The organism is Saccharopolyspora sp. NFXS83, from assembly GCF_026241095.1.
GTDB lineage: Bacteria > Actinomycetota > Actinomycetes > Mycobacteriales > Pseudonocardiaceae > Saccharopolyspora_C.
The window spans coordinates 30009-46134 of record NZ_JAPFGB010000014.1 but is presented as its reverse complement, the minus strand read 5'-3'; the positions used below and the strand labels follow the sequence as shown (position 1 = coordinate 46134).

At 72.0% G+C, this 16126-nt stretch carries 15 protein-coding genes; 6 read left to right on the top strand and 9 right to left on the bottom strand.

Annotated elements, in window-relative coordinates:
* Positions 1 to 224: 224 nt before the first annotated feature.
* Positions 225 to 1154, bottom strand: coding sequence for an ABC transporter permease (locus tag OOZ19_RS16745; protein WP_266091043.1), 930 nt, complete (start codon positions 1152 to 1154; stop codon positions 225 to 227).
* A gap of 1 nt (position 1155) precedes the next feature.
* Positions 1156 to 2781, bottom strand: a complete 1626-nt coding sequence (locus tag OOZ19_RS16740) for an ABC transporter substrate-binding protein (RefSeq protein ID WP_266091042.1) — start codon at positions 2779 to 2781, stop codon at positions 1156 to 1158.
* Positions 2782 to 3275: 494 nt separating this feature from the next.
* Here OOZ19_RS16740 and OOZ19_RS16735 point away from each other — a divergent pair, with 494 nt between their 5' ends.
* From OOZ19_RS16735 to gdhA, 4 genes are all read left to right on the top strand, one after another.
* Complete coding sequence (locus tag OOZ19_RS16735; RefSeq protein ID WP_266091041.1) at positions 3276 to 4238, top strand: 2-hydroxyacid dehydrogenase; 963 nt, start codon at positions 3276 to 3278, stop codon at positions 4236 to 4238.
* Between the two features lie 285 nt (positions 4239 to 4523).
* Positions 4524 to 4802: a hypothetical protein gene (locus tag OOZ19_RS16730; protein ID WP_266091040.1), complete on the top strand. Its 279-nt coding sequence runs from the start codon at positions 4524 to 4526 to the stop codon at positions 4800 to 4802.
* Positions 4799 to 6220 (top strand): sodium:solute symporter family protein, encoded by a 1422-nt coding sequence (locus tag OOZ19_RS16725; RefSeq protein ID WP_266091039.1) that lies wholly within the window; start codon positions 4799 to 4801, stop codon positions 6218 to 6220. The genes OOZ19_RS16730 and OOZ19_RS16725 overlap by 4 nt, the downstream gene beginning before the upstream one ends.
* 419 nt (positions 6221 to 6639) lie before the next feature.
* Positions 6640 to 7989, top strand: a complete 1350-nt coding sequence (gdhA, locus tag OOZ19_RS16720) for an NADP-specific glutamate dehydrogenase (protein ID WP_266091038.1) — start codon at positions 6640 to 6642, stop codon at positions 7987 to 7989.
* Between the two features lie 86 nt (positions 7990 to 8075).
* Here gdhA and OOZ19_RS16715 read toward each other — a convergent pair whose 3' ends face one another.
* The 7 genes from OOZ19_RS16715 to OOZ19_RS30185 all read right to left on the bottom strand — a co-directional run bounded on the left by OOZ19_RS16715 (position 8076) and on the right by OOZ19_RS30185 (position 14680).
* Positions 8076 to 9623, bottom strand: a complete 1548-nt coding sequence (locus OOZ19_RS16715) for an alpha/beta fold hydrolase (RefSeq protein WP_266091037.1) — start codon at positions 9621 to 9623, stop codon at positions 8076 to 8078.
* Between the two features lie 360 nt (positions 9624 to 9983).
* Positions 9984 to 10787 carry an ABC transporter permease gene (locus tag OOZ19_RS16710; RefSeq protein WP_266091036.1) on the bottom strand — a complete coding sequence of 268 codons (804 nt, stop codon included), beginning with the start codon at positions 10785 to 10787 and terminating at the stop codon, positions 9984 to 9986.
* On the bottom strand, positions 10784 to 11965 hold the full coding sequence (locus OOZ19_RS16705; protein WP_266091035.1) for an ABC transporter substrate-binding protein: 1182 nt from the start codon (positions 11963 to 11965) through the stop codon (positions 10784 to 10786). Before OOZ19_RS16705 ends, OOZ19_RS16710 begins: the two co-directional genes overlap by 4 nt.
* Positions 11965 to 12705 (bottom strand): ABC transporter ATP-binding protein, encoded by a 741-nt coding sequence (locus tag OOZ19_RS16700; protein ID WP_266091034.1) that lies wholly within the window; start codon positions 12703 to 12705, stop codon positions 11965 to 11967. Before OOZ19_RS16700 ends, OOZ19_RS16705 begins: the two co-directional genes overlap by 1 nt.
* Entirely contained in the window at positions 12681 to 13760 is a 1080-nt protein-coding gene (locus OOZ19_RS16695; protein ID WP_266091033.1) for an acyl-CoA dehydrogenase family protein, read from the bottom strand. The genes OOZ19_RS16700 and OOZ19_RS16695 overlap by 25 nt, the downstream gene beginning before the upstream one ends.
* 217 nt (positions 13761 to 13977) lie before the next feature.
* On the bottom strand, positions 13978 to 14514 hold the full coding sequence (locus tag OOZ19_RS16690) for a DUF4242 domain-containing protein (RefSeq protein ID WP_266091032.1): 537 nt from the start codon (positions 14512 to 14514) through the stop codon (positions 13978 to 13980).
* An 82-nt stretch (positions 14515 to 14596) separates the two neighbouring features.
* Entirely contained in the window at positions 14597 to 14680 is an 84-nt protein-coding gene (locus tag OOZ19_RS30185) for a putative leader peptide (protein ID WP_416309450.1), read from the bottom strand.
* A gap of 55 nt (positions 14681 to 14735) precedes the next feature.
* On the opposite strand from OOZ19_RS30185, the gene OOZ19_RS16685 reads away from it, so the two are divergent.
* Together OOZ19_RS16685 and OOZ19_RS16680 are read left to right on the top strand one after the other, a co-directional pair.
* On the top strand, positions 14736 to 15323 hold the full coding sequence (locus OOZ19_RS16685; protein WP_266091031.1) for a TetR/AcrR family transcriptional regulator: 588 nt from the start codon (positions 14736 to 14738) through the stop codon (positions 15321 to 15323).
* 207 nt (positions 15324 to 15530) lie between these two features.
* Positions 15531 to 15950, top strand: coding sequence for an MmyB family transcriptional regulator (locus tag OOZ19_RS16680; protein WP_266091030.1), 420 nt, complete (start codon positions 15531 to 15533; stop codon positions 15948 to 15950).
* Positions 15951 to 16126 lie beyond the last annotated feature (176 nt).

Sequence of the window (16126 nt, the reverse complement as noted above, 5' to 3'; positions counted from 1 at the left end):
TGCTGCGGCGGCCATGTGGGCGTCTGAACGAGGTGCTCCGGCTCGTCGTGCTGCCGGGGGCGGAGCCGCTGAGCGCGCGCAGCCGGACCACCGGCGGGTTCTGCGCGGCTTCGTCGTGCGGACGGCGATTTCGCCGGGGGAGCCGCACGAGAAGGCGATCCCGCGGCGAGGAAGCCGCTGAGGTTCCGCTACCCGGACACCTGCGCAGGTCATCCCGTAACTCCTTAGGCCGGTGCGGTCTGGCGCACGCGCGGATCGAGCAGCGCGTAGCAGACGTCGATGAGGATGTTCAGGGCGAAGATCGTCACGGCGGTCAGCAGCACGGCCGCCTGCAGCACCGCGAAGTCGCGCTGCAGGATCGAGTCGATCATCAGCTTGCCGATGCCCGGCCAGCCGAAGATCGTCTCCACCACGACGGCGCCGTTGACCAGGCCGATCGTCAGGTCGCCCGCGACGGTCAGCGCGGGCACCGTGGCGTTGCGCAGCGCGTGCCCGAACACGACCCGCCGCTCGCTCGCTCCCTTGCTGCGCGCCAGCTTCACGTAGGGCGCGGACAGCGCCGCCACCATCGCCCCGCGCACCACCTGCACCAGCACGCCGAACGGCCGGATCAGCAGCGTCGCGATGGGCAGCACCCACACCTCGGCGCCGCCGTCGACGCCGGAGGTCGGCAGCAGCGCCAGGCTCACCCCGAACACCAGCACGCCCATGATCGCGAACCAGAAGTCCGGGATGCTTGCCGCGGTCATCGACAGGAAGCTCGCGGTCCGGTCGGCGGGCGAGTTCGGCCGGTACGCGGCGAGGCTGCCGATCAGCACCGCCCCCGCGATCGCGATGAGCATCGTGACGGCCGCGAGCTGCAAGGTGGCGGGGAACGCGGCGAGCACCATCTCGCCCGCGCCCTGCCCGGTGCGCAGCGATTCGCCGAAGTCCAGCCGCAGCGCGCCCAGCACGTAGTCCCACAGCTGCACCAGGATCGGCTGGTCGAAGCCGTGCTCGGCGGCGAACTCGGCGCGCTGCTCGGCGGTGGCGCTCAGCGGCAGGTACAGGTTCACCGGGCTGCCGGTGAGCCGGGCCAGGCAGAACACGCCCAGCACCACCACGAGCAGCGGGATCGCGCTGGAGACGATGCGCTTGCGCAGGAAGGTCGTCATGTCAGCGGACCTGCCCGTCGGCGGGGGTGACGGCGGCGAGCCGCAGTTCGTCACCGGTGGCGGAGTTCGGTGCGTAGCGCACGGTCTTCGCGATGCCCAGCAGCCCGCGCATGTGCGCGAGGTAGGCGTACTGCGCGACCGCGTCCCGCTCGACGGCGAAGATCGCCGCGAAGGCGTCCTGGCGCGCCTGGCCGGAGAGCCCGTCGGCGCGGGCGATGCGCTCGTCGAGCTCGGGCGTGCCGAAGTTGGACTGCGGCCCGTCGCTGATCAGGTACTGGCTGGTGGTGAACGCGGCGTCCCCGGCCTGGTTGCCGTGCATGATCAGCAGCGCCACCGGTCCGGCGTCCACCGGCATCGGCCGCAGCTGGTACTGGAGGTGTTCGGCGGTGTCGGCCATCTGGATCCGCACCCGGAGGCCGACCTGGTTGAGCTGGTACTGCAGGGCTTCGGCAGTCTCGGAAACCCTGGGGAACTGCGCGTTGCGGGCGATGAGCGTGATCGGGCGGTCCACCGGCACGCCGTCGGCGGCGGCTTCGGCGACCAGGCGCCGCGCGGTCTCGGGGTCGGGGGGTGGCGCGGTCATCGCCGGGTTGAAGCCGACCACGCCTTCGGGCACCAGCTGCGCGGCGGGCTGGGCGAGCCCGTCGAGCAGCGCGTCCGTGATCCCCTGCCGGTCGATGGCCAGCCCGATCGCTGTGCGCACCCGGATGTCGTCGAGCGGTGCCTCCCGCCCGTCGAGGCGCAGCGCGGTGGTCTCGTTGTTCGGGTACGCGACGGAGTCGTCCTGGTCGGCGTCCTCCGGGTCGAGTCCGGTGGCGATGTCCGCCTCGCCCTTCGTGATCATCGCGGCGCGCACGCTCGATTCGCCGCGCCAGACGTAGCGCGCGGCGGGGAACGCGGGCCGCGGGCCCCAGTAGTCGTCGTTGCGGTGCAACGAGATGGACACGCCGGTCTGCCAGTCGGCGATCGAGTAGGGGCCGGTGCCGACGGGCTCGCGCACCTTCGCCTCGGTGCTGGTGCCGCGCGGCACGATCTCCACGAAGCTCAGCCGCAGCGGCAGGATCGGGTCCGGTTCGGCCGTGGTGATCGTGAGGCTGTTCGCGTCGTCGGCCCGCACGCTGAGGTCGCGGCCCTCGAAGACGTAACCGTCCACATTGCACGCGAGGTCGGAGTTCACGGCGCGGTCGATGGAGAACGCGGCGTCCTCGGCGGTGAACGGGCGCCCGTCGTGGAATCGCACTCCCGGCCGGGTGGTGAACGTCCACGTGGTGGGGGAGCTCTGGCGCCAGCCGGTCGACAGCAGAGGCCGCAACGCGCCGGAGGTCGGGTCGCGCTCGATCAGCGGTTCGCTGATGTTGGAGCGCACCACCACGCCGGTGGAGGTCAGCGAGGACTCGCACGGTTCGAGCGTCGGCGGTTCCTGGGTGAGCACGACGCGCAACGTGGCTCCGTCGGCCGCACCCGCGTCGCCGGTGGAGTCGCTGTTGGCGACCGCGCAGCCCGACAGCGTCGCCGCGACGGTGGTGAGCACGACGGCGTGGCGCAGGAACTCCCGGAGGGGCGCGCGCCCGGTGCGGTCGGGTTCGCCGGGGCGTGGCCCGGTCGCGGCAGGTGCGGAAGACATCATCGTCTCTCCGGGGTCCTCTTGTCGTTCGCTCCCGGCGACACGTTCACCCGGTCCCGAAACACCGAGCTGTCTATAAACGTGCAATCGGTCTGCATGTGTAGACGGAACCTAGGCGTGTCGAACGTGACCGTCAATACACCCGGGACGCCGCTCCGGGTCCGCCCCCGAGGAGGTCGAGGCGAGCTCCCGGAGTGCTTCGATCCCGCCGCCCACCTGGAGTCCGGATCGCTCGCCGGCCGGTATCGGTGGTGGTCAAGGCCCGTTCGTCGAGGCTTTCGCGAGGTGCGGGGCCAAGTGATCGGCGGGGTGGGCGTCGATCCGGACCACCTCCTGCCGGCGGGCATCGCACGTGCCGGACGAAGTCAGAAAAGGTATCGGCGGATGCCGGATCGGTGTTAGATCCGGCATCACCGCCGACCTAGGCTCGCCAGCAGCCGCCCACCTCCCGGCGAAGCGCGAGCACCACGAGCGCCGGACAGCACGAGGAGTTCCGCATGCCCCAGTCCGCCCCGCACGGCACCGTCCTGCAGGTCTGCCCGCTGTTGCCGTCGCTGGAGGAGTCCCTCGCGGCCCGCTACGACGTGGTCCGCCTCGCCGAGCAGCCCGACCCGGCCCGCTACCTCGCCGAACACGGCTCCGAGGTGGTGGCCGCGGTGACCAGTGCGCGCGTCGGGTTGAGCCACGAACTCATGGACGCGCTGCCGAAGCTCGGCGCGATCGTCCACTTCGGAGTCGGCTACGAGACGACCGACGTGGCGCGCGCCCGCGCCCGCGGCATCGACGTGAGCAACACGCCCGACGTGCTCACCGACTGCGTCGCGGACCTCGCCGTGGGCGGGCTCATCGACGTGCTGCGCGGCCTCGCCGCGGCCGACCGCTACGTGCGCGCGGGCGAGTGGGTGCCGAACGGGTTCGGGCTGCGCACCAAGGTGAGCGGCACACGCGTCGGCATCCTCGGGCTCGGCCGCATCGGGCAGGCCATCGCGCGCCGCCTGGAAGGGTTCGACGCCGAGATCAGCTACCACTCGCGGCGTCCCGTCGACGGTGTCGGATACCGCTACGCCGACTCGCCGCGCGCGCTGGCCGACGGCGCCGACGTGCTGGTGGTCGCCACCTCCGGCGGCGCCGAGACGCGGAACCTGGTGTCCGCCGACGTGCTCGACGCGCTCGGACCGCGCGGGTACCTAGTGAACATCGCCCGCGGCAGCGTCGTAGACGAACCCGCCTTGGTCGCGGCGCTCGTCGAGGGGCGCATCGCGGGCGCCGCCCTGGACGTCTTCGCCGACGAGCCGAACGTGCCCGCTGCGCTGCTGGAGGCGGACAACGTCCTGCTGCTGCCGCACATCGCCAGCGCCACGCACGAGACCCGGCAGGCGATGGGGGAGCTCACCTTCCGCAACCTGGACCACTTCATGACCGACGGCACCCTCGTCACCCCGGTACCCCCGGTCGTCTGACCGCTTCCTCGAGTGAACGGCTCGTTCGTCCAAGGTGATTGGGCGAACGGTCCGTTCGCTCCGATCGGTTTCGGGGTGAGCGGCGTTACTCGTGCGGTCTCCGGTGGGTCGTTGCCTCCGGGGGCCGGGGTTCTTAGCGTGTCCTGCGCACGGTGTCCGCTCGACCCGCGACGACCGCGGGCGGGAACGGCCACCTGCTGAGGAGGATGGCGTGAGCGGACGAGGTGGGAGCGGGCCGTCGCCCGGGACGAGGCGGGCCGATCGCGACCGAGGGCGAGGTCGTCGATGAAGCCCTTCCACGTGGTGTTGCTGTTACCGGTCGTCGCGCTGCTGGGGACTCCGTTCTTCCCGTTCGTCAACGCCGCGACGCCGTGGTTCGGGCTGCCCTCGGTGGTGGTGTGGGTGTGCGCGTGGTGCGTGCTCACCAGCCTGCTGCTGGCGTGGGTGCTGCGCCGCGAGGAGAGCGCCGGGCTGATCGGCGACGACGATCCGGCCGAGGCCGACGCCCCGGATCCTGGTGAGCGGCCTCCGGCCGGCTCCGCGGGACGGGAGGACCGGGCATGATCGCCATCGCGTTGGTCGGCCTAGTGCTGATCGCCGTCGTCGGCCTGCTCGGCAGGCGCGGCGGCGGGTTCGACCTGGCGGCCTGGACCGTCGGCGGGCGCCGCTTCGGTGCCGTGGCCACGTTCTTCCTGCAGGCCGGGGAGATCTTCACGACCTTCACGTTCCTCGGCATGTCCGGGATGGTGCTCGGCGGCGGGGTCGCCGCGATGTACATGCCGTCGTACCTGGTGCTCGGCTACGTGGGGATGTTCCTGGTGGGTCCGTTGGTGTGGCGGCTGGGCAAGCGCCACGGCTACCGGACGAACTCGGACTTCCTGCGCCACCGCTTCGGCAGCCCGCTGCTGGGCGGGTTGACCGCGGTGCTGGCGATCGTGTTCTTCATGCCCGTCATCCAGGTGCAGCTGGTGGGGCTCGGCACGATCGTCTCGTTCATGACCGGCGACGAGTCGTCGGGGACGGTGAGCATCGTGGTGGCGATGCTGCTGATCCTGCTGTTCGTGCTGTGGTCGGGCCTGCACGGGGTGGCGGCGACGTCCTACTTGAAGGACGTGCTGATGGTGGTCGCGCTCGTCGTCATCGCCGGTGGCGTGCTGCTGGCGCGGCAACCGGAGGGCGGGCTGTTCACCGCCGTGTTCCAGGGCGCGCGGGAACTGCTCACGATCCAGCCGTCCGGAACCTACGGAACGGCCTGGTACGTGACGAGCATCCTGGTCAGCGCGGCCGGTTTCGGGTGCATGACGCTGCCGTCGAGCTGGCCCGCGGTGCTGTCGGGCCGGTCCTCGAAGGCCGTGGCGTCCAACCACGTGTTCCTGCCGCTCTACACGATGGCCGTCGCGATCCCCGTCATGGTGGGCTTCTACGCCGTCGCGGACGCCACGACCCGAGCCGGGGACGAGAACGCCGCGCTGCTGGGCCTGGCGCAGGCGACGTTGCCGCCGTGGTTGCTGGCGGTGGTGCTCATCGGCGGCGCGGCCTGCGCCATGGTGCCCGCGGCGGGCGGCCTGATCTGCGTGGCGACGCTGGTGTCGAGCAACCTGGTGCCCAGCGGCGTGCCGGAGCAGGGGCGGCTGCGGGCGAGCCGGATCACGGCGGCGGTGGTGTCGGTGCTGGTGCTGGCGTTGACGCTGGGGCGGCCCGACTTGATGGCCGACCTGTACTTGCTCACCTACAGCGGCATGATCCAGCTGGCGCCGGCGAACCTGCTGGCGCTGCGCGAACCGGTCCCGGTGCGGTCGTCGGCGGTGCTGGCCGGGTTGATCGCGGGGGAGTGCGTGGTGCTGGGCGCGGCGCTGCTCGGCGTGAGCCCGTTCGGCGTCAACTCGGGGCTGACCGGCCTGGCGGTGAACCTGCTGGTGCTGGGCGTCGCCGTCGCGCTGCGGCGCCGCACCCCCGCGCCGCGCGAGCCGATCGGGGCGTGACCGTCCGGCGCGGAGCCCGCTGCGGTGGGTTCCGCGCCGCGACAGCGAGTGATCTTTCCTGTGAGTAGGGCCACGGGTGAGTAAAACCACTGGTAAAGACCATCTCGGGCTCGACGGTGGGAAGGCCGGCGGGAACGGCTCGCGGCGCACTCCGCCGCAATGCGCCGGAAACATGCCGGAAACTCGCGCGTACGCCCCTTTTTCGCCGTTCCCGGCCTGGTCTCTGGGCCGGACGAATCGGGCCGCGAGACGGGCGCGGAGCGGACTCAGAACGCGCTCGGGGGCTCGGAGGCCGAGATAGGGTTTCGCGGAGGCGGTAGCGGGCCGCCGGGACGAACGCTGGTTGCGGGCAGGGCTCACCAGGTATCACGCCGATGTTGACCGCCGAACCGGGTGATCAGACGAGATAGGAGCGAGCCTTGGCGAATCTCGACGAGAAGCTGCAGGACATCTACGACGAGGTGCTGCACCGCAACCCCGGTGAGGACGAATTCCACCAGGCGGTGCTCGAAGTTCTCGACAGCCTCCGCCCCGTCGTCGCGAAGCACCCGCAGTACGTCGACGCCGAGGTCATCCGACGGTTGTGCGAGCCGGAGCGGCAGATCATCTTCCGGGTGCCGTGGGTGGACGACAAGGGCTCGGTGCAGATCAACCGCGGCTTCCGCGTGGAGTTCAACTCGGCCCTCGGGCCGTACAAGGGCGGCCTGCGGTTCCACCCCAGCGTCTACCTGGGCATCGTCAAGTTCCTCGGTTTCGAGCAGATCTTCAAGAACTCGCTGACCGGGATGCCGATCGGCGGCGGCAAGGGCGGCTCGGACTTCGACCCGAAGGGTCGCTCCGACGGCGAGGTCATGCGCTTCTGCCAGTCCTTCATGACCGAGCTGTACCGGCACATCGGCGAGTACACCGACGTCCCGGCGGGTGACACGGGCGTCGGCGGGCGCGAGATCGGCTACCTGTTCGGCCAGTACAAGCGGATCACCAACCGCTACGAGTCCGGCGTGCTCACCGGCAAGGGCCTGACCTGGGGCGGTTCCCAGGTGCGCCCGGAGGCCACCGGCTACGGCACGGTGTTCTTCGTCGACGAGATCCTGAAGACCTCCGGCGATTCCTTCGAGGGCAAGAAAGTCGTCGTCTCCGGTTCCGGCAACGTCGCGCAGTACGCGATCGAGAAGGTCCACCAGCTGGGCGGGACCGTCGTGGCGTGTTCGGACTCCAGCGGTTACGTCGTGGACGAGAAGGGCGTCGACGTCGCACTGCTCCAGGAGATCAAGGAGGTGCGGCGCGACCGGATCGAGGAGTACGCGAAGGCGCGCGGCTCCGCGGTGCGGTTCGTGGCAGGCCGCACGGCGTGGGAGGTGCCGTGCGACATCGCGCTGCCCTGCGCCACCCAGAACGAGCTCGCCGCCGACCACGCCGCCGAGCTGGTCCGCAACGGCTGCAAGATCGTGGCCGAGGGCGCGAACATGCCCACCACGCCGGAGGGCATCAAGTTCCTCAACGAGGCCGGGGTGAAGTTCGCGCCGGGCAAGGCGGCCAACGCGGGCGGTGTGGCCACCAGCGCGCTGGAGATGCAGCAGAACGCTTCGCGCGACGCGTGGAAGTTCGAGCACACCGAGCAGCGCCTCGAAGAGATCATGCGCGGCATCCACGATCGCTGCCTGCAGACCGCCGACGAGTACGACACCCCCGGCAACTACATCGCGGGCGCCAACATCGCCGGGTTCACCAAGGTCGCCGACGCGATGCTGGCCCTGGGCGTCGTCTGAGCCGCGCGACCGGCCCGGCATCCGAACCGCGGCCGGGCCGGTCGCACCACCACCTGGCACGGGGTTCCGGGCGGCGAAGGTCGGTCTCACATGAGCGGGCTCACGGCGGCGGGCGGCAACCCGAGCAGCACGCCGCCGACGACGGCCGGGAGCCACCACGGGGCGCCGCTCCTGGCGAGGACCGCGGCCCAGGCGAGGTGCCACAGCAGCAGTGCCCCGAGCAGCGGCGCGATCAGGAGCACGAAGCTCGGCAGGACGCCCGCGACCGCCGCCGCCCCGATGCCGAGCAGCGCGGTGCACAGCACCGCCGCCCGCACGCCGTCCCGCCGCCGACCGTGCAGGCCGCGGGCCAGGAGCTCCGCGGCGGCGCAAGCGATGCCGCAGCCGGCGACCACCAGCGGGGTCCACCACCAGCGCGGACCGTGCGGAATCGGCTCGGCCAGGCCGAACCCGATGGGAACGGCGACCGCGAGCACGGCGTAGCTGGTGACCGCGCTCGACCTCCACGGAGCGAACCCCCGTCCACGGTGGACCGAATCCGGGGCGAGCAGGGCGAACGCGAGTCCGCTGCCGAGCCCGAACAGCGCGAGGAACCACCCGACCTCGCCTCCGACCGCCAGCGGTGACCATCCGGTCGGGACCAGTGCGGAACCGGTGACGGCGAGGACGGTTCCGGCCGCGACCGCACCGGCGATCCGGGCTGACGCGCCTGCCCGCGCCGTGCCTGGAGGCGCAGGGCGGAAGAGCTTGCGCACGAAGGGGAGGAAGCCGACCGCGAACGCGCCCCAGAGCAGCGCGGCGGCGAGCACCCGTTCGCCGGCCGCGTTCCCGTCCGGCGCGGCGGTGCCGTGCAGCGACGCCCGCAGCCAGCGCGCGGCTTCCGCGTGCGCTCGGGGCGCGAAGAGGATCGTGATGTGCTCGGCGTGCTCGACGGTGCGGCCCTGCCGAGCGTTGCCCAGCGCGGGATCCCCGTTCGGCGACCCTCGAACCGAGTCGGGATATCCGGCCCGCAAGGCGTCTTCGGCCGCCCGGTGGAACGCCGGGAACTCGTACTGGCCGGTGAGCAGGAGGAGGTCCTTCGGCAATGCCGGGTCCTGGAGCGAGTCACCGCCGCCGGGCAGCGAGATCGCCACCGTCGCCGCGATCTCGGGGTGCTCGGAGGCGAACCGGTGCACCGCCCCCGCTCCCATGGAGTGCCCGGCGAGGCCGATGCGGTCCGGATCCACCTCCGGCGTCCGGCGCAGCAGGCCGACGGTCGCGGTCAGGTCCGCCGCGAGCCGGGACTCCCGCGCGGAGCCTTCGGGCAGCGGCGTCCGGTTGGCTCCGTGCCCGGCGAAGTCCGGCAACGCGACGACGAATCCCGACCGCGCCAGCGTCGTGCCCCAGTCGGCCATCAGTCGACGGCTCCCGGCGTACCCGTGCGCCACGATCACCGCGGGCGCCTTCTCGGCGCTCATGTCGGCGGGGCGCACCAGGTCGATCGGTACGCCGTCGGCGACGGTCGTCGTGCGGACCACCCCCGAATCGACCCGCGCCACCCCGAACCCGGCCCCGACGAGCAGCAGCACCACCACGACGCACGACAACAGCAGCGGACCGGACCCTCCGGCCTCGGACCACGAAGACCTCACCACCCCGAGATCGTCCCACGCCCCCCGCCCGCCGAAGATCATCGGTGCTCGGCGGAGCGCGGCTCACCGCGATCCGCCGCTCTCGTCGCGGGGGATTCCGCGAGGCGATCGAGTGGTGGCAACGGGAACCGCGTCGAGGTCGCCGCGTGGAAAGCGGGATCGCGGCCGGCATTCGAAGGATCCGGATGGTCCGGTTCACCGCGGCGCAGTCGCCGGGGCTCGTGGCTCGGTGGCGGGATCCGGGCGGCCGGAGCGAGCCACCGGCCCGCTCGTGGTCCTCGTGGTTGGGTGCGGCGTGGTCGTGCGGTGGGGCTCGTCGGCGATGTCGCAGCGGGCCGCGTCCAGCCGGTCCCCGAGCCGGGCTCAGCCCCGGCGGGGACGCAGGACGGTGCGGGCGAGCGCGTCGAGGGCGTAGCCGAGCACGCCGATCACCAGGATCACCGCCATCACCTGGTCGTAGGCGAGCTGGTCCCGCGAGTTCAGGATCTGGTAGCCCAGCCCGGAATCGACGCCCAGCATCTCCGCGGGCACCAGCACGACCCACGCGATGCCCAGCGCCAGCCGCAACCCGGTCAGCACGTGGCCGCGCGCGGTCGGCAGCACCACGCTGGTGAGCACCTCGAACCGGCTCGCGCCGAGCGAGCGCGCCACCTGGAGGTGGCCGGGGGACACGGAGTGCACGCCCGCGGCCGTGTTGAGCACGATCGGCCACACGGCCGCCGCCGCGACAAGGAACGTCACCGGCCGGTGGCCGATGCCGAACACGGCCACCGCGATCGGCGCCCAGGACAGCGGCGAGATCATCCGCAGGAACTGGAACACCGGGCGGGTGGCCCGCTCGACGACGTCGAGCGAGCCCACCAGCAGCCCCACCGGGATGCCGATGACGGCGGCGATGAGCATGCCCAGCAGCAGCCGCCACAGGCTCGCCGCCACGTCCGGCAGCAGCACGCCCCGAGCCATCAGGTCGCCCACCGCGGGCACCGCGTGCTGCGGGGCGAACGAGGACAGCAACCGGTCGCCGGTGAGCACGTCGGTCACCAGCCACCACAGCGCCACCGCGACCAGGACCGCGACCAGCGGCGGTCCGGCGCGGTGCAGCAGCCGCCCGTCGTTCGAGGATTGCGGGGCGGTCTCCTCGGCTCCGCGCGGGGAGGTCGCGGTCATGCGGGGTTCACCTCTTCGCTGCGGAGTAGGGAGTCGGGCAGGCCGAACGCGCCGGGCCCGCCGAAGCGGTCCAGGCTGCTGCGCACGAACCGGTCGTCGACGAGCTGCCCGTGCACCTCGTCGGGGCGGATGCCGGTGAGGAACCCGGTGTCGCCGTCCACGACCGTGTCCCGCATGGCCGCCACGAGTTCGGCGGTGAAGCCGGGGAACGGGAACGGCTGGAACCCGATGCGCTGACCGGCCCAGCCGGGGTGGCGCAGCGCGCCGCGCTCGACGTAGTCGGCGGGCGGGTAGTCCAACGCCTTCGACACGGCTGTGAGCGGCTGCGGCAGGTACTTGCCGCCGGTGAGCGCCCGCGCCCCGGCCTGCCGGTCCCGCGCGAGTCCCAGCTGCGCCAGCGCCAGCGCGTCGACCAGCCCCTGCGCCCGGTCCGGTGCGGCGCGCAGGAAGTCCTCGTGGGCCAGCACCACGCAGCAGGCGTGGTCGCGCCACACGTCGCCGACGAAGCGCAGGATGCGCCCCACGCCTTTGATCTCGGCGATCGCGTTGAACGGGTCGGCGACGATGAAGCCGCCGACGGAACCGTTGTCCAGCGCGGGAACCATGTCCGACGGGCTCATCACCACCAGCTCCACCGTCCCGTCCGAGACCGAGGGCCGTTGCCGTACGACGGGGGTGAGCCCGGCGGCGCGCAGCATCCGCTGCAGCACGATGTTGTGGATGGACCACCAGAACGGGATGGCGACCTTGCGCCCGGCGAGCTGCTCGATCCGGTCGAGGGAGCGGTGCACGGTCAGCGCGGAGCCGTTGGTGTGGTTCCACGCCAGCACCCGGCACGCGGTGCCCATCGCGTAGCGCAGCTGCACCGCGAACGGCATCAGCAGGTGCACCACGTCGACCTGGCGGGTCAGGAACGCTTCGGCCAGCGAGGCCCAGCTGCGGAACTTCACGGGACGTTGCGCCCCGGTGCCGTGGTCGTCGAGCAGTCCGCTGCCGTGCGCGACGAGCAGCGGCGCGGCGTCGGTGATCGGCAGGTAGCCGATCCGCATGGCGGCCGACGAGGCATCGCGGTGCTGGGCGGCGTGCAGGCCGAGGTCCGCGGTGGCGCCGATCCCGGCCGCCGCCCCGAGCGCGCCCGCGCCGAGCAGCAGCGAGCGGCGGCTCCACGGCGGCCCCATCAGATCGCCCCTGCGCTGACCGGCCCCGCCGGGTACCGCGCCAGCAGTTCGTCGCGCAGCGGTCCGTCGACGCCGCCCGGAGCGTTCGACCACTCCTGGGCCACGCCACCGGACCCGTCGAGCATCGCGATGCGGTCGCCGACCAGCAGCGCCTCGTCCACGTCGTGGGTCACCAGCACCGTGGTCAGCGCCAGGTCATCGGTGGTCGACCGGACCCAGCGCCGCAGGTCGTCGCGCGCGGCCGGGTCGAGCGCGCTGAACGGTTCGTCGAGCAGCAGCAACGCCGGTTCGATCGCCGCCGCCCGCGCCACCGCGACGCGCTGCGCCTGCCCGCCCGAGAGCTGGTCCGGGTAGGAGTCCGCGAGCTCGGCCAGACCGAGGCGGGACACGAGCTCTTCGGCCCAGGCCGGGGCGAAGCGGTCCCGGTTGGCGCGGTAGCGCCCGCCGAGCAGCACGTTGTCCCGCACCGTCGACCACGGCATCAGGTGCGGCTGCTGGAACACGGCCCCGATGGGCGGCCGGGCGTCGCCACCGGACCACTCGACGGTGCCGCCGTCGAGGGATTCCAGCCCGGCGAGCACCCGCAGCAAGGTGGACTTGCCGCAGCCGCTGGGCCCGAGGAGCACCAGGAACTCCCCGTCCCGCACCGCCAGTTCGAGTCCATTGAGGACTCTGCGGCGGCGCGGACCGCGGCCGTAGGACTTGTCCGCTCCGGTCAGGCGGACCGTGAAAGTTCCCACCGCAGTTGCCCTTCCGTCGGAGCCTGGATCGGGAGGAAGGCCGCTTCGCGCAGCCGGCGGCTCGTGGCGCTCGTGGCGACGTAGCCGCGACCGCCGGTGACGGCGGACTCCAGCCTGGTCGCCGCGCCCGCGACGCGCGCGGCGTCCAGCCGCAGCCGCAGCAGGTCCGCCGCCGACGGGCGGTGCGTTGACCTGGCGAAGTCGAACAACCGGGCGCGCACCGAATCGTGCTCGGATGCGAGCTCGTCGAAGTCGTCGTCGAACTCGGCGTTCAAACCGGTCAGCAGCTCCGCCGAGCACCGCCGGGAGGCCCCGGCGAGCCCGGCGCAGAACGCGCTCTGCACCAGCAGGAACGTCGGGCGCACCGAGCGCACGAACCCGGTGAGGTCCTCGCTGAGCACGTGCTCGGCGGGCACCTCGACCCGCGAGAGTGTCGCCGAGGACGACCGCGTGCCGCCCAGCGCCAGCAGCTCCGGTGCATCGTGGACGGTCACCCCGGGATCGTCGATGCGCAGCACCGCGATCAGCCCGCCGCCGTCGGCGAACCGGGCGGGCACCACGACCAGCGCGTCCTCGAAGAGGTTCGACGCCCAGCGGATCGGTCCGTCGAGCCGGACGCCTCCCGCGGTGCGCTCGGCGATCACCGGAACGGGTTCGAGTCCGGCGACGTGCTTCATCGCCGGAGCCATCGCGGTGACACCGATCCGGGAACCGGCCCGCAATGCCGCGAGCTCGCCGTCGAGTTCCGGACCGGTGGATCCGCGAGCGAGGTACTCGACGACCATCCGCTGCGCCCACAACGAGAACCCGGAGCTCATGCAGCTCGCGGCGACGTCCTCGACCACCAGCAGCATGGTCGCCAGCTCGTCGCCCGCGTTGTCCGGGGCGCCGAGGCCGAGCAGTCCGCGTTCGCCGAGGAAGCGCAGACCGGGACGGACGTCGCAGCCGCCCCGGTCCAGCTCACCGGCCTGCGCGGTGAAGAACTCCGCGACGGCCGCGCGCTCCGGGTAGCCGGTGGGCGCCGCGACCTGCGCGGCGGTGTGCGCGGAGGTCATGGTTCAAGGTCCTTCCAAGATGGTCTTTCGTGGTGCCGTCCCAGCGGCGGAGCCGCTGCGCAGTGACCAGTTCGGGAGAGGTGACCACCGGCGGGTTCTCAGCGGCTCCCTCGCGAGGACGGCGAGTTCGCCGTGCGGAGCTGCGCGGGAGATCGATCCCGCAGCGAAGGGGCCGCTGGTTCCGCCACCCGGCCCGCCGCGCGAATCCGCGGCTTGCTCAGCCCCGATCCAAGGTGTGCAGGCGGTCGATGGGGGTGCTCACGACGTCTCGGGCCTTGCGGACGACGTCTTCGTCCGGCGCGTCGTAGAAGCACAGGCACTTCGCCATGTCCTCGCGCACGTAGGTGCGCAGGAACGTGACCTCGGGGACCTCGGCGTACTTCGGGGCCTTGGCCTTCTTGTTCGCCAGGTAGGTGTCCATGTCCAGGTCGGCGGGGAAGTCCCACTCGACGAGGTACCCGGCGTCCGGGCGGGCGGCCTTCACGTCGGCGAGTTCGGCGCCGACCAGGCGGACCAGGTGCGGGCCGGAGAGCTCCGCGACCTCGGGGAGCCGCTCGGTGTTCAGCGCGCCGCCGAGGTCGGCGTCGTCGGCGGCCTCCACCACGACGAACACCCGGTCCAGCGAGCCGGTCACCTGGGACTCGATCACTTCGCCGCCTGCGGTGCGGGCGGCGGCGTCGAAGGTGCTGAGCAGCTTCTCCGTCTCCGGGCGGGCGTTGTCGGTGGGCACGATCTCGTACAGGTACAGGGACATGGCGAAGCCTCCGGAACTGGCTCGGGACATGCGGCGTCGGACGGCTCTCAGCCGTCGCAGAGGTACCGCGGAAAGGGGAGATTCAGGCCAGGGGAGCAGGACAGACCGCGCTGGCGACCCGAAGCAGGTCCACCTGCAGTCGCCGCACGAGCTCCGAACGTGGCATGGCCCCACCCTAGGGCCAGACGGATCGGTCTGTCTATTGGTGTTACGGTGTGGTCATGGCCACCACGCGATCAGGCGGGACCGCACCCGCCCAGCGGCTGCTGGAGGCGGCCGGCGACCTGTTCGTGCGCGAGGGGATCCGGGCGGTCGGGATCGACCGGGTGATCGCCGAGGCGGGCGTGGCGCGGGCCAGCCTGTACCACGCGTTCGGTTCGAAGGACGCCCTCGTCGCGGCGTACCTCGACGACCAGGACGACGCCGACCGCAAGAAGTGGGAGAAGGCCACCGCGGGCCTCGACGCCCCGCGGGACAAGATCCTCGCCCTGTTCGACCTGGCCCACGGCGCGGCTGTCGCCCGGCGGTTCCGAGGCTGCCTGTACCTCAACGCCGCCACCGAGTTCCCCGACGCGGGGCACCCCGCCCGCGCCGCCGTGGACCGGCACCGCGCCTGGTTGCACGAGCTGCTGGTCGACCTGGCCGAGCAGGCGGGCGTCGCCGAGGCCGAGGCCACCGCCGAACGCGTCCGCTTGCTCTACGACGGCGCGGTCGCGGGTTCGAAGTTCAGCCGTAGCACCGACCCCATCGACCTCGGCAAGGAACTCGCGGCGAGCCTGCTGGACGAACGAGTCGCCCAGCGCGCGTAACCGCCACCGCAGTCCCTGAAGTGAGTGCCTCCTCCGTCCGGTGGGACCGGACGGAGGAGGCACCCGGCCGCAGGCCCCGTCGGCCCGTTCGGCCGGTGGGACGACGGTGGCGCTTACCCGAGCCGATCCGCGGGCGGTCGCGGAGTCCGCGAGGGGGAGTCAGCGGATGGTCGCGGCCGATTTCTCCTGACTGCGCACCAGATCGTCGTGCAGTGCGGCGATCTTGACCTGGAGTCGTTCGACGGCGTCCGGACCGAGCACGAGGTGCGAAGGTGGGCGGCCGTCGCCGCCGACACCGTGGCGATGCCGCGCCTCGACGCGGGCCGCCACCCGGACGATCCGAAGCTCTCGGCGTTGAACGGCGAATCGTCCATCCACAGCGGGGAATTCCGCCGCTGGTGGCCGGATCACCGCGTCCACCGGCGCACCACTGGCACCAAGGGCTACCGCCACCCGCTCGTAGGCGAGCTCGCCGTCACCTACCAGGCCCTGCAGCCCGCCGGAGATCCGGAGCAGACCCTGTTCGTCTGCACCACCGAACCGGATTCACCGTCGCAGACGTCGCTGCGGTTGCTGGCGCAGTGGAACGGGCCGGATCGCAGCCGCGGTCCGGCCGGGAAGTTCTGACCAGATCCCGCAGGCCTTTTCACCCGGACGGCGACATCGCCGGAATCGGCGTCCGGAGTCGGATCCGGGGATTCTTCTGGTAAATATGTGAGCGGGTGGTTCGAGATTGCCCTGAATGGATGGAAAACTTTCCGGAATCGGCTGGTCCGAGCGATCTGCCGACGGTGGTCGTTGCC